This is a genomic window from Marinobacterium litorale DSM 23545, assembly GCF_000428985.1.
Lineage (GTDB): Bacteria > Pseudomonadota > Gammaproteobacteria > Pseudomonadales > Balneatricaceae > Marinobacterium_D > Marinobacterium_D litorale.
Window position 1 is genome coordinate 22,810 of the sequence record NZ_AUAZ01000008.1, and the last position, 19,582, is coordinate 42,391.

Here is a 19,582-nt window from a genome sequence, read left to right on the forward strand (position 1 = left end):
ATGCGGTCAGCTACCCGGTTGAGGGTTACGGAAGCCGAGTAACCGGGCAATGGTCATGGCCGGGCACCAGCCGGTAAAGGCCGACTGCAGCAGGCTAGCACCGATTATGGCGGTAACGACAAGCAGTTGCTGAGGCAGGTGTGCCAGAAAGACCAGAGCCAGGGTGAGCAGGACGAGGCTGCCAGTGATCATATGTACACCCTGATGGATACTCATGCCCGTCGCACAAGTCTGTTCTTTAAGGCCTGCAAGGCGAAACAGGGTCATGGCCGGGCACCAGTTGGTGAATGCGGATTGCAGCAGGTTTAGGCCGACAAAGGCGGTCAGGTAGTAGCCCCAGGGGTGAACATAGTGGCCGATCGCCATACTGATCAATATAACGCTGCCTGCCATCAGGCGAAGCGCGGCATGAAGGTTCATCGAATTAAATCTCCATCACTAAATTAGTTATAACTAATATAGCATTCTCAGGTATGTGGTTGCTAGGTTCTCGGCCTATTCTATTGATAGAGTGAATTATGCTCTGCGCAATGCATAGGAGAGGTTATGTTCGAGCGGATACTGGTCAGTGTGGATGAAGATCACGCGCATCTGGAGATGGTCGATAAGGCGGCTCGAATGCTCGGTGAGGCCGGCTTGCTGGAGTTGTTCTGCTGTGTCCACCAGGCGTTATTGGGATCGGGTGGGCTACGCAGTGCCGAAGCAGAACGTCGTGCGCGTCACGCGTACATGACTCAGTGTGAAGCGAGGCTGGATCATCTGGCGGATCGGATCCGCCTGCCCCATGAACGCGTAGGCACAGATGTCTCCTGGAATGCCCATCTGGTGCAGGGTGTGCTGACCAAGGTAGAACGTTTCAGACCCGATCTGCTGGTTTACCCCGTTTCAAGCCACCCCGGATTTTTACACCACCTTTTAGCGCCGGAGGACTGGAAGTTACTGCGCGAAGCGACCCTGCCGCTGCTGATGACCCGCGAGCACCATTGGGGCAGCAGGCTGCGGTTGGCGGTAGCGCTGGATCCGTTTCATCCGCTTGATGAGCCGGCGTCACTGGATGGCAAGTTGTACGGTATCGCGCATCACCTTGCTCGACATCTGGATGCTGAACTGCATGTGCTGCACAGCTATCAGGCGCTGCCCCAATCCACCATTTTTGATGAACATCGTGTCACCGATTTCGCAGGATTACAGGAGGAGGTCCGTCACAAACATCAGCAGAAGCTGGAGGCGATGCTCGCGCCCTGGCGGAATGAACCGGGCGCTGCACAGCTTCACCTGATCGAAGGTGAGTTGCATCATGTGGTGCCGGATTTCGTGGAGCAGACCGGCATCGATCTTCTGATTGTTGGCAATGTGCCCCGTGGAGCGCTGGACAGGTTGCTCAGTGGCAGCAGCGCAGAGCGGTTACTGGACCGTGTGCGCTGTGACCTGATGGTGATTAAGCCTTAGATATCGAAGCTGGCCCAGATTGGCGCGTGGTCCGAAGGCTTTTCCATCGCCCGGATACCATAGTCGATGCCCGCGTCTTTACAGCGCTCAAGCAGTGGTCGGGTCGCCATGACCGCATCGATACGCAGGCCCCGTTTGGGGTCTGCTTCAAAACCGCGACTGCGGTAATCGAACCAGCTGAAGCGGTCATCGACCTCAGGATGACAATAGCGGAAAGTATCGGTCAGTCCCCAGTCACACAGGCGCTGCAGCCATTCTCGTTCCTGGGGCTGGAAGCTGGTTTTGCCGGTACGTAACCAGCGTTTGCGGTTCGCCTCGCCAATCCCGATATCCCGGTCAGTGGGAGAAATGTTCAGGTCTCCCATGACCACAATGGGCTGGTCAGGCGTCAGAGTGCTCTCCAGGTAGCTCATCAGGTCGGCGTAAAACTTCCGCTTGGCCGGAAACTTGGTTTCATGCGCGATATTTTCCCCCTGAGGAAAATACCCGTTGATCACGGTATAACGCTGGCCTGATTCTGTTTCATACTCACCGACAATCAGCCGACGCTGAGCATCTTCGGTATCATCGGGAAAGCCTCGCGTGATCGATAGCGGTTCATGGCGGGAAAGCAGGCAAACCCCATAGTGTGTCTTCTGCCCGTGATAATGGACGTGATAGCCCAGTGAATGCATAGCGTCGACAGGGAACTGGTCATCAGCCACTTTGGTTTCCTGGATCCCGATCACGTCGGGAGCGTGGTGCTCCACCAGTGCTTCGAGCTGATGCTGGCGGGCGCGAATACCATTTGTATTAAAAGACACCAGTTTGATCACGGTAACTCTCCTGACGCAATGAGCGGATTCAAGAGCGCGATACTAGCAAAATCAACGCAACGCCGAAGCCCTGTGTGATAGATTATTGCTATGACCGGGTTAGGGTCGATCAATTGGCAATTTTTACAGATCCCCCGTAGGGTGCTTGCCACTGAAGTTCCCGACCAGCAGGGGCCAGGACAACCAGAAGGAGAGAGGCGTGTCAGAGTTTGATTATGATCTGTTTGTGATCGGAGCGGGTTCCGGTGGCGTTCGTGCCGGGCGCATGGCCGCAGCCAAAGGAGTTCGTGTAGCGATTGCCGAGGACCTCTATTTGGGTGGTACCTGTGTCAATGTGGGCTGTGTTCCGAAAAAGCTCTATGTCTACGCCTCCCATTATGCGGAAGGCTTCCACGAAGCCAAGGGGTTCGGACTGGATGCCGGGCCTGTTCAGTTTGATTGGGCGCGTTTGCGGGACAACAAGAAATCAGAGATCGGGCGCCTCAACGGTATCTACGGCAACCTGCTGCGTAACGCCGGTTGCGAAGTGATAGACGGTCGCGCCGTTGTCACTGGCCCGAACAGTGTCCAGGTCGCCGGTACAACCTACACGGCAGAGAGGATTTTGGTGGCAACTGGTGGCTGGCCGTTTGTGCCGGAGTTTCCGGGCAGTGAGCACGCGATCAGCTCAAACGAAGTCTTTGACCTTGAGACCTTCCCCAAAAAAGTGATCGTGGTCGGTGGTGGCTACATCGCCGTGGAGTTTGCCGGTATTTTCGCCGGTTTGGGCGCGCAGACCGATCTGGTCTATCGAGGCGATATGATTCTGCGTGGTTTCGATCAGGAGATCCGCGAATTCACCGCCCAAGAGATCGTCAAAAAAGGGATCAATCTCTGCCTGGAGACCAATATCACGCGGATCGATAAGCAGAGTGACGGCACCTTGGTTGCCGAGTTTACGGACGGTCGCAAAGTTGAGGCGGATCAGATCCTTTATGCCACTGGGCGTAAGCCTAAAACTCAGGGCTTGGGACTAGAGTCGGTAGGTGTTGATTTAGCCGATAATGGGGCTATTCGCGTTAATGAAAACTTCCAGACCAATGTGCCTTCGATTTACGCGATTGGCGATGTGATCGATCGTGTTCAATTAACACCGGTGGCGCTGGCCGAAGGTATGGCACTGGTCCGTCATCTCTACGAGGCGGGATCGGCCGATGTGGACTATGATCTGATCGCGACGGCCGTGTTCTGTCAGCCCAATATCGGTACCGTGGGTCTGACCGAAGAGCAGGCCAGGGATCGATTCGAGAGCATCGAGGTTTACCGTTCTGAGTTCCGGGCGCTTAAGCATACGCTGAGCGGCAGTGAGGAGCGCACCCTGATGAAGATGATCGTCGACAAGGCGACTGACCGGGTTGTGGGGATCCATATGGTGGGCGATGACGCCGGTGAGATCATTCAGGGCATGGCAGTGGCGCTGAAGGCCGGTGCGACCAAGGCGGTGTTCGATAGCACAATCGGTATTCATCCGACCGCTGCCGAAGAGTTTGTCACCATGCGCCAGCCGGCGCGCAACTGATAGCGCACTCGGCCGGTGGCTGGTTGTACCCTAACGTCAGCCAGCCACCTTACCTGTTTTAGTCGTCGGCGCAGACTTGGTTGCGCCCCCCATCCTTAGCTCGATAGAGTGCCTGGTCGGCCCGTTCGATCAATGTGCTAACGCTGTCACCGGAGCGGAAGCGGGTAACGCCAAACGAAGCGCTGATTGAGCTGATGACAGACCCTGAGCTGCGTTGTCGAATCCGGATTGACTCCACTTTATGACGTAGCCTGTCCGCCAGCTCCACGGCTTCATCCAGATTGCCGCCCGGCACCAGTACCGCAAACTCCTCACCGCCATAACGGACCGGTATAAGCGGCTCCAGGCACTCTTCCTTGAGTAGCTTGCCGACGTACTGCAGCACCTTGTCGCCCATCAGATGGCCGTAGGTGTCGTTGAACCGCTTGAAGTGATCCACATCGATCAGAATCATAAACAGCCCACCGGGCGCACCGGCTTCGATAAGTTGTTCAAGCTCACCGTCAAAGACGCGGCGGTTATAGAGGCCGGTTAAAACATCCAGACTGGCATCCTGTCGTGTTTTCTGCAGTTCCTGCTTGAGGGATTCAATCTCGGACTGCGCCGCGTCAATCTGCTGCTGAAACTTGCGAGTGGTCTCGTTGATCGCCTGAGTATTCAGGGTCAGTGTTCGAACGATCGACTCCAGGGGTAGCGGATCCACGTCACTGTCACTGACTTCGTTCAGGGCATCCAGACTTTCCTTGAGTACTTCCGAATAATTATCGGTGTGCTGGGCCGCCTCTGCGGCTTGGTCCTGAAGCGATGAAACCAGGTTGAGCAGGCCCGCCTGAACTTCGTCCGTGGCGCCACCTTCACCTTCGAGCAGGTGACTTCTGAACAGCTGCTCGCTAAGCAGCGTGGGGCAGGTGCCGTAGGTTCTGACTGTGGAGTCCAAAGCCTCGTTTAAGGCCGGCAACTTGTTGGAGACGTAGGTGTACCACAGCGCATAATTCAGCGGATTGGGCGGTACGTTGTTGCGCACCATCAACGGGATGGCCTGACGCAGATAATCAGTTGCCTGACTGGGAGACTCGTTGTACTTCATGTCGAGTAAGTCCTGTGTACGAACTGTGTCGGGTTAACCTCGAATGTTGGCTGGTAACCAGATGCGCAGGTTCCGGAACCAATCGAGTGGGCCAAGCTGTTCGATCAGGTGCCGTTCCAGCTCTTCGGCGGCCAAACCAGAGCGTTTGACCGATGCATCCATCTCCGGGCTCACCTTGAGATCGAGATCGATATACTCTGGATGGTAGAACAGCGTCAGTTCGTAGTCAGGGTTCTCTCCAATGATCCGACTTAGCGCGGCATCAATATGATGCGCCACCTCCGTCCTTGGGGGCATGACCGGTAGACTGTCTTCCGGGTAGACCTGATCATCATATGTATCAATATGGAATATAACATGGCCGATGTCATCAAACCGATCTTTTAGTCTAAGAACGGCGACATCTCCGATGTAGTGGCCTTCGGCTGCGCTCAGATGCGGATCCACCTGCAGGTGCATTTCTAGCAGGCTCTGGTTGCCCATCTGGCGGCTCTTAAAACTGTGTACACTCTCAATGCCTTCTACCGACAATACGGTTTCGCGCAGCGCTTTCACACGCTCTTCAGGCAGCGCGGTATCCACCAGTTCTGAAATACTGCGAGTCACCAGGTCCCAGCCTATCTTGCCAACCATCAGGGCCACCAGAACGGCTGCCAGCGCATCCAGCCACCAAACGCCCATCATGGCACCGGCCACCGCGACGAGGACAACAATAGAAGAAAGTGCATCCGTGCGGCTGTGCCAGGCGTTGGCGATCAACAGGTCGGATTTAAGCTCTTTTCCAATCTTAAGGCTGTAGCGAAAAATCCACTCCTTGCCCGCAATTGAAAGCCCTGCGGCGACCAGGGCGGGCCAGGTAGGCAGAGGAGGTGGTTCTGCCGCAAAGAGACGGTCCACGCTTTCCCATGCCATCAGGCCGCCCACAGTGACTAGAATAACCCCCAATACGACGGTGCCGACGGTTTCGAAACGGCCGTGTCCCCAGGGGTGGTTACGGTCTGGCGCTTGGTGGGAAAGCCGAAGCACTGCGATAACCAGAAAGTCTGTAAGCAGGTCGGAGAGTGAGTGCAGTCCATCGGCGACCAGTGCCGCCGAGTTAGCGAAAATACCGATCACGATCTTGAGCACACCCAGGACCGTGTCGAGGAGGGAACCTATCAGTGTTACCTTCTCTGCCGCCCGGCGTCTTTCGTTGAGTTGTTCCTGCATGTCTGGAAGGCCCCTACAGAGTTCGCACGCATATTACAGGGCTTTGCTATTGTTAGGCCAGTGATCGCCGATAAGGATGATATCGGACAAAAAATAGTGTGATGAAATGTTGCAAAGGCCACAAGATTTTGTCTGGGTCGAAAATCAGGGATAACTTACGTTCCAACGTCTGTTTTTGTTTCCTGTTCGATTTTAATGTATTGATTCTAAACAATAAAAACAACTGGTTAAAAAACATACAATCTGTGTCAATGGACGGAATCATGGGTTGTTGGCGGAAATTTTGTGGCAGTTTTCACAGTGTTATCCACAGTAGATGTGGGTAGTGCGGCCAAACCCCCGCCACTGCTGGAGTGAGCAAATTATAAACAGCCTGTGTGTGAATGCTTCCGGCAATCGTGCTGGATATTTCATTGCCTGTCGCGGTAGACTGGTTCGCTAACTTATTTGCGGCGATTTGCCCGCAGTTGCCTGGCAGGAGTTGGCGCATGGACGCAAAGGAGCTCGGAAATCTAATTCTCCCTCTGTCCCTGTTTCTGATGATGCTCGGGGTGGGAATTACGCTCGCCGCTTCTGATTTCAAGCAAGTTTGGAAGCAGCCCAAGGCGGTGGCTGGGGGCGTGCTGGGTCAGCTTGTTGTGCTACCGCTGCTGGCGCTGTTGACGGCGACTCTGTGTTCGCTGCCTGGCATCTACGCTCTCGGCCTGTTGGTGATCGCTTTGTCACCGGGGGGCGTCACCTCTAATATGATCACGCTGGTTGCGCGCGGCGACACGGCGCTTTCGGTCACCTTGACGGCGCTCAGCAGTCTGATCACGCCATTTACGCTGCCGCTGGTATTGACGATGGCGCTGGCGTTCTACGGAGAAAGCAACACGCTTAGCTTCCCAGTATTGCCGGTAATCGGCAAACTCAGTGCCGTCACTCTGGTACCTGTGTGTCTGGGTATCTGGCTGAGGTATCGTTATGCTGAGCCATGCACTCGGTTGGAGCCCTGGGTCAAAAGAGCGGCGGTGATGCTGTTTGGTTTGATGGTGCTTTCGCTGATACGGGCCCACTGGGGCGCGTTGCCTCAGATGGTGACGGAGTTTGGTGCGGCAGTGACTGGCATGGCGCTCGCCGCCATGCTCTGTGGCACACTGATAGGTCGCGTACTCGGTTTGAATGGACAGCGCCAGGTGACCTTGGCCATTGAGGTTGGGCTGCAGAATGCCGGCACAGCGCTGATGGTCACATCGGTGGTGATACAAAGCAGCGAGATGTCCTCAATTGCTCTGCTATATGGCATCTTGATGCAATTTCCGGCCGCTGTTCTGATGCTTTGGAGAAACCTGCCCAACGTGCGGCGCCGGTACCAACCCTCCGGGCGATGACGGGTCAAGCAGGATTTCGTCGCGCTTTAATCGATCCCCAGTAGTTTGTGGGTTTGCAGGCTCAATTTCCATCTGGGATGGGCCAGACAGTATTCGATGCAACGGCGCTGGTTGGCGCCTTGCAGGGGACCATCCATCGGTTGCAGGTAGAAGTGTTTGAACTGCAGTGACTCGAAGCGCTCAGGCTCCGCCAATGATTGCGGGTAGACCAGTTTGAGCTCGTCGCCAGTGCGGATCACCAGGTCGGTTCCGGCTTTAGGACTCACGCAGACCCAGTCGATACCAGATGGCAATGGACGGGTCCCGTTGGTTTCGATGGCAACCTCGAAGTCCAGCCGGTGAAGTGCATCAACCAGTGGTTCATCCAGCTGCAGCGCTGGCTCTCCACCGGTACAGACCACATAGCGTTGCCCGGCCACGCCTGCTGGCCAGAGTGACGCGATAGATTCTGCCAAGTCCGAGGCGGTACTAAATTTGCCACCGCGCTGTCCGTCGGTGCCAACGAACTGGGTATCACAGAACTGACAAACGGCTTTGGCACGATCTTCCTCGCGCCCAGACCAGAGGTTACAGCCGGCAAAGCGGCAAAATACCGCGGGTCTGCCGCTTTGCGCCCCTTCACCCTGCAGGGTGTAGAACATTTCGTAAACGGTATACATGGGTTATTGGCGCCTCAGCGCTCAAGTTCTCCACCAAAAGCGGTTAGTAGTTGAGGCAGGAGTCGGGTCAGCTCCAGGCCAAGCTGAGTCAGATCTGCATCCAGCGCCGCCAGCTCTTCTTCCGGCGCCTGCTCTTCGAGCTGGTCCCGATACTCGTCGGTCAGGCGCAGGCGGTGAAGGGTCAGGTCGTCGTGCAGCACAAAACGCAGCTGCTCCTCCCAGCACAATGCCAGCTTCGCGACCTCCATGCCGTTATCGATATGGGCACGGATCTCCGGACTCGTCAGTAACTGCCCCTTGGCACGGATGACACCTTTCTCGTCGGTCAGTGTATCGCGCAGTTCACACTCCTGCTCCAGCTCGAAACCACTGGGCAGGCTGGGGTCACCCTGTAGCCAGTTTGACATCCGTGCCGCTGGAGATATCTGGACTTCCGGTAGATGAACGCGAAGGGACCCCAGGGCATCTCTGAGCTCGGACAGAAGCAGTTCGGCTTTAGTCAGTGCCGATGCATCGACGATGATCCAGCCCTGCTGCGGTGCGATCAGTGCATGACAGGGGCGGCGGCGGGTAAAGGCACGCGGGAGCAGCTCGAAGGTGACTTCGTCCTTGAGCTGGGCGCGCTCTTTACGGAACACCTTGCGCGACTCTTCCTGTTCAATTTTTTCTACCCGCTCGGCCAGTGCATCGCGAACCACGCTTGAGGGGAGTATACGCTCCTCCAGCTGCAGGCAGATCAACATAAAGCCGTGGCTGGTGAACACCGGGTCGTCAGTGAGCCCGGATGTGGGGGAAGTCCAGCCAACGCGTTTCAGTTCATGTCGCGAACAGGGGCTAAAGGGCTTGCTGTTGAGCGCCTCCTGAAGGCGCTCCGGGGTAAGGTCGGACTCCGGCTTAAACCGGTACCAGATAGCGTTTTTAAACCAAAGCATGCAGCCTCCCGTTACGAGCCCGTCCTGTCCGCGGGCAACCTGAGGCGCGCATTATTGGCTCAGGGGGAGCGGGTTGCAACCCCTGAGGTCGGTATCAGGCTCCTTCGTAGGCGAGCAGGGTATAGACCGGTACGCCGGTCTCCTGGATACGTGCCGAGCCCTGAAGGTCGGGCAGATCGATCAGTGCTGCCGCCTCGATAATCTCGGCACCCAGCTTTTTGATCAAGGTGCAGGCGGCCAGGATGGTTCCGCCGGTGGCGATTAAATCGTCAAAGATCAGAACGCGGTCACCGCTGCTCACCGAGTCGGTTTGCATCTCGACGGCGGCGGTACCGTATTCCAGATGATACTCCTGATGGATGGTATCGCCCGGTAATTTACCTTTTTTGCGCACGAGAACCAGCGGCAGATTCAGCTGATGCGCGAGAATCGAGCCGAACAAAAAACCGCGCGCATCAATACAGGCGATGTGCGTGATATCGGAGTCGATATAGCGCTGGATAAACGCATCGGCCACCATGCGGGTGGCCTTCGGGTCCTTGAAAACAGGGGTAACGTCCCGAAACAGTACGCCAGGTTCAGGCCAATCCGGTAGTGAACGGATGACTGATTTGACGTAAAACTCGTCGTAGGACATTGGTTATCTCCTGTTCTCTGTTGCTCTTTTGATCCACCTCAATGTCGACCGGGCTTGAGACGGCTTTAATGAATGGCGTTGGGTTACACATTGAGATGGCTACTTCATTGTGCAACTATTTGGCGCGCACCCTTAACGGATGCGCGCCTTTTTATTGTCCTGTTTACAGCTGCTGAGACGTGCTGCCGTCAGCATCTTCGAAGGGGTTGCACTCGCCGGCCAGTTCGTACATCTCGGGCAGGTTGGTCAGCTCGATTTCCTTGCCGTCGACACGAATCAGCGACATCGCCTGGAATCGGGTAAAGATCCGGCTGACGGTCTCTACCGCCAGGCCCAGGTAATTACCGATTTCGTTGCGTGACATCGACAGGCGGAAGTGGGTGGCTGAATATCCCCGCGCTCTGAAGCGTGTCGAGAGCTTGATCAGAAAGGTCGCGACGCGCTGTTCGGCGTTTTTCTTAGACAGCAACATCATCATCTGCTGATCGTCCCGCAGTTCCTTGCTCATGGTGCGCAGCATCTGCCGTCGAAGCTCAGGCATCTGGCCGGCCAGGTCATCCAGACGCTCGAACGGTATTTCACAGACGGTTGTGGTTTCCAGTACCTTGGCTGAGACGGGGTAAGTGATCCCGTCAACACCACTCATGCCGACCAGCTCGCCCGGGAAGTAGAACCCGGTGATCTGCTCTTCGCCTTCGTTGGTGAGTGTGTAGCTCTTGATTGTACCCGCCCGTATCGCATAGACGGAGGTAAAAGCCTCCCCCTGGTTGAACAGGTGCTCGCCCTTTTTCAGCGGCCGACTTTTCTCGATGATATCGTCAAGCCGTTCCATCTCCGTCATGTTGAGCGAAACCGGCAGGCAGAGAGAGCTCAAGCTACAGGTGCTGCAGTGCACCTGTTGCAGACTGCGCAGTTTGCCTTCACATTTCTGTTCACCCATGGGGCTGTCCCTTTTTTTCGTGTGCTTACGGCATTATGTAACATTTGATCGATCGGTTGAAGGACTGATCAAATGATACGAGAGTAGCTTTTCGTTGCGCTGTCCCGCGGAATATAGGCATCGAAAGCCATACAGATCCGACGGATCAGCAGTCGTCCGGCTGGAGTCACGCGGATCGCGTCTCGCTCCAGGCTCACCAAACCATCTTCGGTGAATTGATCAAGATCGGCCAGCTCACGCTCAAAGTAGTGGGCGAAGTCGATCGACCAAGTCTGCTCAAAGCGCGCCATATCCAGCTCAAAATGACAGATAAGCTCCGTGATTGCCGCGCGCCGGATATGATCGTCGCGGTTCAGTGTAACGCCCCGTTTGATGGCGTGGCTGTGGCTGTTCACTGCGTCAGTATAGGCCGTGATATCGTGCTCGTTCTGATAATAGACATCGCCGATCTGGCTGATCGCCGAGACGCCCATGGCCACCAGGTCACAATCCGCGTGGGTGGTGTAACCCTGAAAATTGCGGTGCAGATGGCCCTCGCGTTGTGCAATGGCGAGTTCGTCATCAGGTTTCGCAAAGTGATCCATGCCGATATAAACATAGCCGGCATCGAGCAATCTTTCGATCGTAGACTGCAGAATATCGAGCTTCGTTTGAGGGCTGGGCAGGTCATCAGCATTGATATGACGCTGAGACCGAAAGCGATCCGGCAGGTGGGCGTAGTTAAACACCGACAGGCGATCCGGCGACATGTCGATCACGGACTCAAGCGTGGCTTGGAAACCGGCCAGGCTTTGATGAGGCAGGCCGTAGATCAGATCCATATTGATCGACTTGAAACCCAGCTCGCGAGAGCGGTCAAGGACACGGCGTGTCATCTCGGTAGGCTGAACCCGGTTAACCGCCTCCTGTACCTTGGGGTCCAGGTCCTGGACACCGAGGCTGACACGGTTAAAGCCGATCTCTCTCAGCACTTGCAGCGTGCTATCCTGCGCCTCTCTGGGGTCGATCTCTATGGAATAGTCGCCCTGGTCATCGTCTCGGAGCCGGAAGTTCTGGCGCAGCTGACCCATCAGCTCGCGCATCTGCTCGTCCGATATAAAAGTCGGTGTACCGCCACCCCAGTGCAGCTGGTTTACCGTACGTTCCTGGCTATACCACTGGGATAGCTGCTTCATCTCCCGGTACAGCGTGTCCAGGTAGGGTTGCGCCTTGTCCCGCCGGCGTGTAATGACTTTGTTGCAGGCGCAGTAATAACAGACGTGCGCGCAAAACGGGATATGAACATAGAGTGACAGGGGGGCCTCGACATCCGCTGTGCGCTGCGCAGTGTCAACCAATGAGTTGGCGGACAGGGATGGATCGAACTGCAGAGCCGTTGGGTAAGAGGTGTAGCGAGGCCCCGACAGGTCGTAGCGGCGGATCAGGTCTATATCCCATTGGATACGTTCTGCAGTTGTCACAATCTATTTCCTCTGTTTAGCGGTGGCGCCCGGCCAGTATAGCGTTGTTTGGGATACGGATCTTGGGCGAACTGTGTTCAATGGCCATGGCCAATCCATGCCGTGATCGGAAGGGTATATATGCCAAAACCTATAATCATCAGCCCGGCGGCTTGGCGAACGCCCTGGCGCTGCATCAGTGTTCTGACCTGCTGAGCGAGTAAGCCGGTGGTGATCATGGCCGGCAACGTTCCCACGCCAAATGCTGTCATCAGCAGTGCGCTCTTGTGCCAGCTACCGGCTGCGCTTGCCCAGAGTAGGGTGCTGTACACAAGTCCGCAGGGCAGCCACCCCCACACTAATCCCAGCGCCAGAGCACGGGGTGTCGTATCAGCGGGGAGCAGCCGGGCCGCCAGGGGGCGAAGGTGACGCCAGAGCAGGCCGCCACCCCGTTCAAGCCAGTTGATAATCTGCCACCACTGAGCGACATAGAGCCCCATGCCGATCAAAAGCAGTCCGGCCAGGGTGCGCAGAATGACAGCGCCGGTCGCACCGCCGCTCAGTTGGTGCCCGGCCAGTCCGATGAGGGCACCGGCGAGTGTATAGCTGGCCACTCGGCCCAGGTTGTAACACAACGTTAGCCAGAGCCCACGACCGGTGCGGCCGTGGCTCTGGCTGACACCCACCGTTGCCGCGATGCCGCCGCACATGCCGACGCAGTGGGTTGCGCCCAATAGTCCCAATAGAACAGCGGTGGAATAGGTGAGTGCTTCAGTCATGCTTTGTGTCGGTGTCAGGGCCTTTAACGCGCTTTTCCGGCCGGACATCTTCCGGGATGAGCTCTTCATCATCTTCATAGAGAATGCTGTGAGCCGGAGAATCCAGATCGTCGAACTGGCCCGAATTGACGCTCCAGAAGAACGCGGCGATAGCGATGCCCGCCAGAATAATGGCGATAGGAATCAACAGATAAATAATGCTCATAGGACCTCCGAGCGCTCTAGCGGTCGCGTTTGGGACGGCGGCTCAATCGTAGGGCGTTGCCAACAACCACCAGCGAACTGGCGGACATGCCGATAGCGGCCATATAGGGAGCGATAAAACCGGTGGCGGCCAGCGGTAACGCCAGCACGTTATAAAGCAGAGCCCATGCCAGATTTTCGCGAATGATAGCGCGAGTCTTGCGAGCCAGTCGAATCGCATCGGTGAGACGCATCAGATCGTTTGCGATCAGAACCGCATCGGCGTTGGTTTTGGCCAGGTCGGTAGCGCCCGCCATCGCGATTGAAGTACGGGCCCCGGCCAGCGCCGGGATGTCATTAATACCGTCACCGATCATGACAACCTCGGCCCCTGTATCGGAGAGCGCCTTCAGGAAGCTGAGCTTCTGCTCCGGGGCCATGCCTTTCTGAACCTCGGAGATCCCGAGCCTGCGGGCCACATCGTCAGCAGCGCTAGAGCCGTCACCGGTCAGCATGACAGTAGTCAGACCCAGGCGGTTAAGCAGGGCGATAGTCTGGGCCGACTCGGGACGGATCTGGTCGTCGAGCCTGAACCAGCCCAGAGGCCGGTCGGTATCACAGAGAAGCAGCCAAAGCCCACTTTCATCAGGCGCCGGTGGCGGAGTAATCCCGGCCAGTTGCGCGGCAAACAAGGGAGTGCCGATTCGCATCTTTCGTCCATCAAGCTCGCCTTCGAGCCCCTCGCCCAGGTGGTTACGAATGTGCTCGGCGCGGACCTGGAAGTAGGGGGTAAAGGCTTGGGCGATCGGGTGTTCGGACCCCGCTTCCAGGGCGGCCGACAACCTCAACAACTCATCCGTATCCGATCCGCCCAGCGGCCGGATATCCTGAATCTGCAGGTTGCCTTCGGTGAGGGTGCCGGTTTTGTCAAATACCACATGCGTGGCGGTTGCCAGGCTCTCCAGAACATGGCCGCGACTGATCAGTACACCCGCCTGGCGCAGGGTGCCTGTAGCTGCTGTCAGTGCTGTGGGCGTCGCCAGGGACAGCGCGCATGGGCAGGTTACTACAAGCACGGACAGCGTGATCCAGAACGCGTTTTGGGGCTCAATCAGCCACCAGCTCGTTGCGACAGCGGCGGCGGTGATCAGGGTGCAGGCGACAAAGTAGCGTGCCACCTGGTCAGCAATACGTGCCACCGTAGGCTTCTCGGCTTGCGCGCGATCCAGCATGCGAACAATAGTCGAAAGGCGCGAGTCGCTCCCGGTCTCGGTAATCTCTATGACAACCGGGTGTTCAACATTCTGTGTACCGCCTACGACCAGGTCACCCGGGGCCTTGGACAGGGGCATATATTCGCCGGTCAGGGCTGATTCATCCACCGAGGTGTGCCCGGAGACGATGCGACCATCGGCGGGCAGGGTATGGCCGGGTTTAACCAGTACCCGGTCGCCCACCCGCAGGCGGGTGGCGGGAACAAGTACTTCCTGTTCACCCTCCAGGCGCAACGCACTGGCGGGCAGCAGATTCAGTAGCGCGTTTCCAGCTCGGCCGGTTCTGTGGCGCGCCTGCATCTCCATAAAACGTCCGATCAGCAGGAAGAATGTAAACATCGTGACGGAGTCAAAATAGACCTCGCCGCTCCCGGCGAATGTGGCCCAGACACTGGCGCTGTAGGCAAGCAGGATTGCCAGCGATACCGGTACATCCATGCTTAGCTGTCGGGTCTTGATATCGCGCAGTGCCGCCGTGTAAAAGGGTCTGGCGGAGTAGAGTGCAACGGGTGTGGCGAGCACCAGGGACGCCCAGCGAATAAAGGTTACGATTTGGCTTTCCATACTCGCTATATCACCGGCATATAAAGCGGCGGCGAGCATCATCACCTGCATCATGCCTAAACCGGCGACACCGATGCGGCGGATCGCACGCTTCTTTTCCTGCTCAAGCAGGGCTTCTTCCTGATTGGGCTGATAGGGGTGCGCCTGATAGCCGATCCGGTCCACCTCGCCGAGCAATGCGCTTAAGCGGGTTTCCGACTCATTCCAAACCAGGCGTGCACGGTGGGTCGTCAGGTTAACGCTGGCCCGAACGACCCCGGGTTGTTTGGCAAGGTGGTGCTCGAGTAACCAGACGCAGGCGGCACAGGTGATGCCCTCTATCACCAGCAGCGCTTCCCGTTCTCCCTGGGCCGTTTTTCGGACAAAACTGTGTTGTACGTCGGGATCGTCGAACAGGCTAAGCTCAAGCGCCCGCTGCTCCGAATTGCCGGTGATCCGATCATTTTTCTGGTTCTGCTTGTCCCGGTGTCGGTAGAACGTATCCAGACCACCGTCTACGATGGTCTGCGAAACGGCCTGGCAGCCCGGGCAACACATGGCGCGCTGCTCGCCGTCAATGAGTGTGCGAAACTGGCTGCCGGGCGGTACGGGAAGGCCGCAGTGGTAACACGCTTCCCGGGTCACCCCGTCCACATGGGAATTCATCGATGCGCTATTCAGCCGTTGCGGCCCAGGGTGTAAGTAACATGATCGTATGGCGGAGTGGTTTCCAGCCGTAGCTGCCAGCTCTGATCCATCGGTTCCAGAATCAAGTAGCGCTTGCTCTCCAGTTTGTCCTGAAGCGAGCCGCTATAAAGTCCCTGGCCATCAAGCGACCGTAGGCGCAGTACCTGATCGTATTTTTGATGCGTGGGGTGGACCAGGCTGAGCTGCAGCTCTTCCGGCAGCTGGGTTGCTGAGTTGAGGCGCAGTTGGATATCGCCGGTCAGGCTGTCCATCATGAGCTCGCCATTAATGCCCATCTCGGCCGCATGCTGTTCACGGCTGTGATCGATGTTTAAGCCACGAGCGACTTTGTAATAGTCCTCCTTAACAATGCCGTCACTGGTCGTCACCGCCAGATAGATAAAAACCGGCGCATAAATCATGACAGCGATAAGAGGGGCCAGTACAAACCAAAGCCAGGTTTGTTTGTACCAGGGGGCGTGATTTTCTTGACTCATGGACTACCTCAAAAACGGAGCGGCCGGGTGAAAGCCCGGCCGCTATTTTAAACTAAAATGGACGTTCGCGCCTATCGGGAAGGGGCCGGTCCGATAAAGCGGTTTTCCTCGGTCACGCGGATCGAGGTCGCATCGACAGCTTCGACAGTGAACTGGATGTCATAGTTCGGTTTTTCCAGATCACTGGGTGGTACGTGCAGTCGAATCGGGTAATCCAGAAGCTCGCCCGCAGCAATATCAACGACAGGCTCCGACACAAGTGTCATGCCGTCGATGCCGCTGACCGAAATTCGATATGTGTGATCGTTCTGTTCTTTGTTCGCGATCTTCAGCGTGTAAACGTTCTCAATCAGCCCGGACGGTGTTGTGGTGTAGAGTTGTCCACGGTCACGAATGATATCGACCTCCAGCGGAACCCGGCTGTACAGGGTGTAGGCGAAGGCTGAGAACATGGCGATCAATGCCACGAAGTAACCGATCAGTCGTGGCCGCAACAGGTGGGTTTTCTTACCTTCCAACTGGTGCTCCGTGGTGTAGCGCACCAAGCCGCGGGGGTATCCCATACGATCCATGATGTCGTCACAGGCATCGACACAGGCGCCGCAGGCCACACATTCATACTGCAAGCCATCACGAATATCGATGCCCACCGGGCAGACATGAACACAGTTGCCACAGTCGATGCAATCGCCCAGTCCCTGTGCTTTATAGTCCGCACCTTTTTTGCGGCTGCCGCGCTTTTCACCGCGCTTTTCATCGTAAGAGATGATCAGCGTGTCCTGGTCGAACATAACGCTCTGGAAACGTGCGTACGGGCACATGTAGATACATACCTGTTCGCGCAGCCAGCCTGCGTTCCCATAGGTCGCTACGGTAAAGAAAGCCAGCCACCACATCTCCCAGGGGCCAAGCTCAAAACTGAACAGGTTGGGCACCAATTCACGAATCGGTGAAAAGTAGCCTACAAATGCGATTGCTGAGGCGGCGGCGATAAGCAGCCAGAGCAGATGCTTGGCGCCTTTGCGCACCGCTTTGTCCTTGCTCATGGTGCTTTTGTCGAGCCGGATCCGCTTATTGCGATCACCCTCGGTAACACGCTCGGCCCAGATGAATAGCCAAGTCCAGACAAACTGGGGGCATGCATAGCCGCACCAGAGGCGGCCGGCGAATACAGTAACGAAGAACAGTGTGAAGGCCAGGATAATAAGCAGCCATGAAAGCAACATAAAATCCTGAGGCCAGAATGTCATCCCAAAGACGTGGAACTGCCGTTCCGGCAGGTCGAACAGGACCGCCTGCCGACCATCCCACTGCAACCAGGGGAATCCGTAAAACATCAACAGCATTATGGCGCCGGAAATGATGCGGAAATTCTTGAAGAAGCCTTTGTAATATTTGACGTAGATGTGTTCACGTTTGGCGTAGAGATCGAACGTCTCCTTGTCGCCGTTCCCTTTCTTGGGAGTTACATCTTTCACCGGTATCTGGTTCATGCCTTACCACCACAAGTCAAGTAATGCTGACAGTGTTTGAATGCTGTCTTTGTATTAGGTCCTGCGAATATTACAGGGGTTGTGAAGCTTACTTCCAGTCTCGGGAACATACCTGATCTTCGTTATTATCGACACCGCTGCAACGCTCTGTTCCGGCGGTTGCGGGAACGGGGGAGGGTTAAAACTGCCTGAAACGATTCATTGGTGTCAGTCTTTTATCATGCCGCCTTTTTAAACCGGTATTGCCTGAAGGCTTACTGGTTGGAGAGGCTGTAGACGTACGCAGCGATCAGGTGGATCTTGTCGTCTGACAGCAGGTTGCTGTGTGCGGGCATTACACCTGCACGGCCATTACGGATAGTGTGAGCAACCTGTTCAAAGCTGCCGCCGTAAAGCCAGGTGTCATCAGTCAGGTTCGGAGCGCCCAGTGCTTGCATGCCGGTACCCTCAGGGGTGTGGCAGGCCGCGCACAGTGCCTGGAACTGGCTCTTGCCGCGCTCCGCCGCTTCTGCATCGACACCTTCGCGATCGCTCAGTGACAGTACATAGCTGGTTACGTCGCGAACACCATCTTCACCCAGAACTGCGCCCCAGGCCGGCATTGCGCCGTTACGACCGTTAGCAATAGAAGCCTTGATTGCATCCGGGTTGCCGCCGTAAAGCCAGTCGTTATCGGTCAGGTTGGGGAAACCGTATGCGCCGGTGCCGGCAGAGCCGTGGCAGACCGAGCAGTTGTTGGCGAACATTCGCTGACCCATTTTCAGGCCGGCTTCTTCACCCTGCAGTTGCTCGATTGACAGGCTGGCATACTTCTCAAACACCGGGCGATACTGCTCTTCCGCGTGTTTCATCTCCTCTTCCCACTGACCGTGGGAGCTCCAGCCCAGCAGGCCCTGGAAGTTACCCAGGCCCGGGTAAAGCACCAGGTAACCCAGACCGAATACGACGGTAACCAGAAACATCTGGAACCACCACTTCGGCAGCGGGTTGTCGTACTCCTCGATACCATCGAACGCGTGTCCGAGGGTCTCTTCGGTTGTTTCCTTGTGTTTCTCGCTCTTGCGGGTCGCAAACAGCAACCAGGTGCAGCCGAGAATCACAGCCAGGGCAATCACACTTACCCATGCGCTCCAGAAAGCACTCATTTCTCATCTCTCCCGTTATTGGCGCCATCATCCTGCTGATCAGGCTGGGGCTCAGCCGTTTTCTGTTCGGTGTCGCGGCTCTTGTTCGTTTGCTCGTCTTCCTCGTCTGCGAAGGGAGCCTGAGCCGCTTCATCGAATTTTTTGCTGTTCTTGGGGTTCGCCACCCAGATAAACAGGGCAACGAACGTGATCAGCATTATCAGTGGCAGGAAAGGGCCATAAACTTCGTAACTCACTGAGTAGGTTACCGTTTGTTGGTGTAAACAGTGTGCAGTTTGCCCAGGGACTGCAGGTACGCAACCAGAGCATCGATTTCGTACTTGCCGGCCACTTCTTCGCGGGCACCTGCAATCTGCTCATCCGTATACGGGACGCCCAGCTTGCGCAGTGTTTCCATCTTTGCCTGAGTGTCCGCGCCGGTCAGCTTGTTTTCAAACAGCCAGGGGTAGGACGGCATTTTGGATTCCGGAACTACGTCGCGCGGGTTGTACAGGTGCGCACGCTGCCAGTCATCCGAGTAGCGACCACCGACACGGGCCAGGTCAGGACCGGTACGCTTGGAGCCCCACAGGAACGGATGCTCCCATACGTGCTCGTTTGCAGTGGAGTAGTGACCGTAGCGCTCCGTCTCAGCACGGAAGGGGCGAATCATCTGAGTATGACAGACGTGGCAGCCTTCCTTGATGTAGACATCACGGCCTTCCAGTTCCAGCGCGGTGTAGGTCCGAAGACCATCGATCGGCTTGGTGGTTGAGCTCTGGAAGAACAGAGGTACGATTTCGGCCAGGCCGCCACCGCTGATGACGATGATGATCAACAGGATCATCAGGCCGATGTTCTTTTCTATCGTTTCATGTTTGATCATTGCTATCTGCTCCTCGTC

At 56.5% G+C, this 19,582-nt stretch carries 20 protein-coding genes; 3 read left to right on the top strand and 17 right to left on the bottom strand.

The annotated features are described in order from the left end of the window. Window positions 1-6: 6 nt before the first annotated feature. Complete coding sequence (locus G403_RS0108435; RefSeq protein WP_027853598.1) at window positions 7-420, bottom strand: YgaP family membrane protein; 414 nt, start codon at window positions 418-420, stop codon at window positions 7-9. Between the two features lie 126 nt (window positions 421-546). Between G403_RS0108435 and G403_RS0108440 the strand changes: the two genes are divergently transcribed. Next, the gene (locus G403_RS0108440) at window positions 547-1,449 is read left to right on the top strand and encodes a universal stress protein (protein ID WP_027853599.1); all 903 of its coding nucleotides are present in this window, start codon (window positions 547-549) and stop codon (window positions 1,447-1,449) included. Here the strand turns inward: G403_RS0108440 and xthA are convergent. Further along, window positions 1,446-2,261 carry an exodeoxyribonuclease III gene (gene xthA, locus G403_RS0108445; RefSeq protein WP_027853600.1) on the bottom strand — a complete coding sequence of 272 codons (816 nt, stop codon included), beginning with the start codon at window positions 2,259-2,261 and terminating at the stop codon, window positions 1,446-1,448. The two genes, G403_RS0108440 and xthA, sit on opposite strands and share 4 nt — an antisense overlap. A gap of 202 nt (window positions 2,262-2,463) precedes the next feature. Between xthA and gor the strand changes: the two genes are divergently transcribed. After that, complete coding sequence (gor, locus tag G403_RS0108450) at window positions 2,464-3,822, top strand: glutathione-disulfide reductase (protein ID WP_027853601.1); 1,359 nt, start codon at window positions 2,464-2,466, stop codon at window positions 3,820-3,822. 58 nt (window positions 3,823-3,880) lie between these two features. Here gor and G403_RS0108455 read toward each other — a convergent pair whose 3' ends face one another. Together G403_RS0108455 and G403_RS0108460 are read right to left on the bottom strand one after the other, a co-directional pair. Then, the gene (locus tag G403_RS0108455; protein ID WP_027853602.1) at window positions 3,881-4,909 is read right to left on the bottom strand and encodes a GGDEF domain-containing protein; all 1,029 of its coding nucleotides are present in this window, start codon (window positions 4,907-4,909) and stop codon (window positions 3,881-3,883) included. 33 nt (window positions 4,910-4,942) lie between these two features. Then, window positions 4,943-6,118, bottom strand: a complete 1,176-nt coding sequence (locus G403_RS0108460) for a cation diffusion facilitator family transporter (RefSeq protein WP_027853603.1) — start codon at window positions 6,116-6,118, stop codon at window positions 4,943-4,945. 488 nt (window positions 6,119-6,606) lie between these two features. Here G403_RS0108460 and G403_RS0108465 point away from each other — a divergent pair, with 488 nt between their 5' ends. Beyond that, window positions 6,607-7,491, top strand: a complete 885-nt coding sequence (locus G403_RS0108465; RefSeq protein ID WP_027853604.1) for a bile acid:sodium symporter family protein — start codon at window positions 6,607-6,609, stop codon at window positions 7,489-7,491. A 26-nt stretch (window positions 7,492-7,517) separates the two neighbouring features. Here the strand turns inward: G403_RS0108465 and queE are convergent, their stop codons facing one another. The 13 genes from queE to ccoO all read right to left on the bottom strand — a co-directional run bounded on the left by queE (window position 7,518) and on the right by ccoO (window position 19,564). Then, window positions 7,518-8,150 (bottom strand): 7-carboxy-7-deazaguanine synthase, encoded by a 633-nt coding sequence (gene queE, locus G403_RS0108470; protein ID WP_027853605.1) that lies wholly within the window; start codon window positions 8,148-8,150, stop codon window positions 7,518-7,520. A gap of 14 nt (window positions 8,151-8,164) precedes the next feature. Further along, the gene (locus G403_RS0108475; protein WP_027853606.1) at window positions 8,165-9,082 is read right to left on the bottom strand and encodes a recombination-associated protein RdgC; all 918 of its coding nucleotides are present in this window, start codon (window positions 9,080-9,082) and stop codon (window positions 8,165-8,167) included. Between the two features lie 94 nt (window positions 9,083-9,176). Continuing rightward, the gene (locus G403_RS0108480) at window positions 9,177-9,719 is read right to left on the bottom strand and encodes an adenine phosphoribosyltransferase (RefSeq protein WP_027853607.1); all 543 of its coding nucleotides are present in this window, start codon (window positions 9,717-9,719) and stop codon (window positions 9,177-9,179) included. Window positions 9,720-9,882: 163 nt separating this feature from the next. Then, a complete protein-coding gene (gene fnr, locus G403_RS22690) occupies window positions 9,883-10,659 on the bottom strand; it encodes a fumarate/nitrate reduction transcriptional regulator Fnr (RefSeq protein ID WP_051298746.1) in 777 nt (258 codons plus the stop codon). A gap of 68 nt (window positions 10,660-10,727) precedes the next feature. Continuing rightward, window positions 10,728-12,119 carry an oxygen-independent coproporphyrinogen III oxidase gene (gene hemN, locus G403_RS0108490; RefSeq protein WP_036233112.1) on the bottom strand — a complete coding sequence of 464 codons (1,392 nt, stop codon included), beginning with the start codon at window positions 12,117-12,119 and terminating at the stop codon, window positions 10,728-10,730. Window positions 12,120-12,196: 77 nt separating this feature from the next. After that, window positions 12,197-12,877, bottom strand: coding sequence for a sulfite exporter TauE/SafE family protein (locus tag G403_RS0108495; protein WP_027853609.1), 681 nt, complete (start codon window positions 12,875-12,877; stop codon window positions 12,197-12,199). Next, a complete protein-coding gene (ccoS, locus tag G403_RS0108500; protein WP_027853610.1) occupies window positions 12,870-13,082 on the bottom strand; it encodes a cbb3-type cytochrome oxidase assembly protein CcoS in 213 nt (70 codons plus the stop codon). Before ccoS ends, G403_RS0108495 begins: the two co-directional genes overlap by 8 nt. A 16-nt stretch (window positions 13,083-13,098) precedes the next feature. Then, complete coding sequence (locus G403_RS0108505; protein ID WP_051298748.1) at window positions 13,099-15,543, bottom strand: heavy metal translocating P-type ATPase; 2,445 nt, start codon at window positions 15,541-15,543, stop codon at window positions 13,099-13,101. An 11-nt stretch (window positions 15,544-15,554) separates the two neighbouring features. Further along, window positions 15,555-16,061, bottom strand: coding sequence for a FixH family protein (locus G403_RS0108510; protein ID WP_027853612.1), 507 nt, complete (start codon window positions 16,059-16,061; stop codon window positions 15,555-15,557). Window positions 16,062-16,132: 71 nt separating this feature from the next. Beyond that, window positions 16,133-17,554, bottom strand: coding sequence for a cytochrome c oxidase accessory protein CcoG (gene ccoG / locus G403_RS0108515; protein ID WP_027853613.1), 1,422 nt, complete (start codon window positions 17,552-17,554; stop codon window positions 16,133-16,135). Window positions 17,555-17,808: 254 nt separating this feature from the next. Further along, a complete protein-coding gene (gene ccoP / locus G403_RS0108520; protein WP_027853614.1) occupies window positions 17,809-18,699 on the bottom strand; it encodes a cytochrome-c oxidase, cbb3-type subunit III in 891 nt (296 codons plus the stop codon). After that, window positions 18,696-18,935 carry a cbb3-type cytochrome oxidase subunit 3 gene (locus tag G403_RS22695; protein ID WP_036233115.1) on the bottom strand — a complete coding sequence of 80 codons (240 nt, stop codon included), beginning with the start codon at window positions 18,933-18,935 and terminating at the stop codon, window positions 18,696-18,698. Before G403_RS22695 ends, ccoP begins: the two co-directional genes overlap by 4 nt. An 8-nt stretch (window positions 18,936-18,943) precedes the next feature. Further along, window positions 18,944-19,564, bottom strand: coding sequence for a cytochrome-c oxidase, cbb3-type subunit II (gene ccoO / locus G403_RS0108530; RefSeq protein WP_027853615.1), 621 nt, complete (start codon window positions 19,562-19,564; stop codon window positions 18,944-18,946). Window positions 19,565-19,582 lie beyond the last annotated feature (18 nt).

Excerpts from the sequence above, each read along its gene's own strand:
- G403_RS0108480 (WP_027853607.1), bottom strand. The coding sequence starts at position 9,719 with ATGTCCTACGACGAGTTTTACGTCAAATCAGTCATCCGTTCACTACCG.
- G403_RS0108505 (WP_051298748.1), bottom strand. The coding sequence starts at position 15,543 with ATGAATTCCCATGTGGACGGGGTGACCCGGGAAGCGTGTTACCACTGC.
- G403_RS0108510 (WP_027853612.1), bottom strand. The coding sequence starts at position 16,061 with ATGAGTCAAGAAAATCACGCCCCCTGGTACAAACAAACCTGGCTTTGG.
- fnr (WP_051298746.1), bottom strand. The coding sequence starts at position 10,659 with ATGGGTGAACAGAAATGTGAAGGCAAACTGCGCAGTCTGCAACAGGTG.
- G403_RS0108455 (WP_027853602.1), bottom strand. The coding sequence starts at position 4,909 with ATGAAGTACAACGAGTCTCCCAGTCAGGCAACTGATTATCTGCGTCAG.
- G403_RS0108435 (WP_027853598.1), bottom strand. The coding sequence starts at position 420 with ATGAACCTTCATGCCGCGCTTCGCCTGATGGCAGGCAGCGTTATATTG.
- G403_RS0108495 (WP_027853609.1), bottom strand. The coding sequence starts at position 12,877 with ATGACTGAAGCACTCACCTATTCCACCGCTGTTCTATTGGGACTATTG.
- ccoS (WP_027853610.1), bottom strand. The coding sequence starts at position 13,082 with ATGAGCATTATTTATCTGTTGATTCCTATCGCCATTATTCTGGCGGGC.
- G403_RS0108475 (WP_027853606.1), bottom strand. The coding sequence starts at position 9,082 with ATGCTTTGGTTTAAAAACGCTATCTGGTACCGGTTTAAGCCGGAGTCC.
- queE (WP_027853605.1), bottom strand. The coding sequence starts at position 8,150 with ATGTATACCGTTTACGAAATGTTCTACACCCTGCAGGGTGAAGGGGCG.
- ccoP (WP_027853614.1), bottom strand. The coding sequence starts at position 18,699 with ATGAGTGCTTTCTGGAGCGCATGGGTAAGTGTGATTGCCCTGGCTGTG.
- G403_RS0108460 (WP_027853603.1), bottom strand. The coding sequence starts at position 6,118 with ATGCAGGAACAACTCAACGAAAGACGCCGGGCGGCAGAGAAGGTAACA.
- ccoO (WP_027853615.1), bottom strand. The coding sequence starts at position 19,564 with ATGATCAAACATGAAACGATAGAAAAGAACATCGGCCTGATGATCCTG.
- G403_RS0108465 (WP_027853604.1), top strand. The coding sequence starts at position 6,607 with ATGGACGCAAAGGAGCTCGGAAATCTAATTCTCCCTCTGTCCCTGTTT.
- G403_RS0108440 (WP_027853599.1), top strand. The coding sequence starts at position 547 with ATGTTCGAGCGGATACTGGTCAGTGTGGATGAAGATCACGCGCATCTG.
- ccoG (WP_027853613.1), bottom strand. The coding sequence starts at position 17,554 with ATGAACCAGATACCGGTGAAAGATGTAACTCCCAAGAAAGGGAACGGC.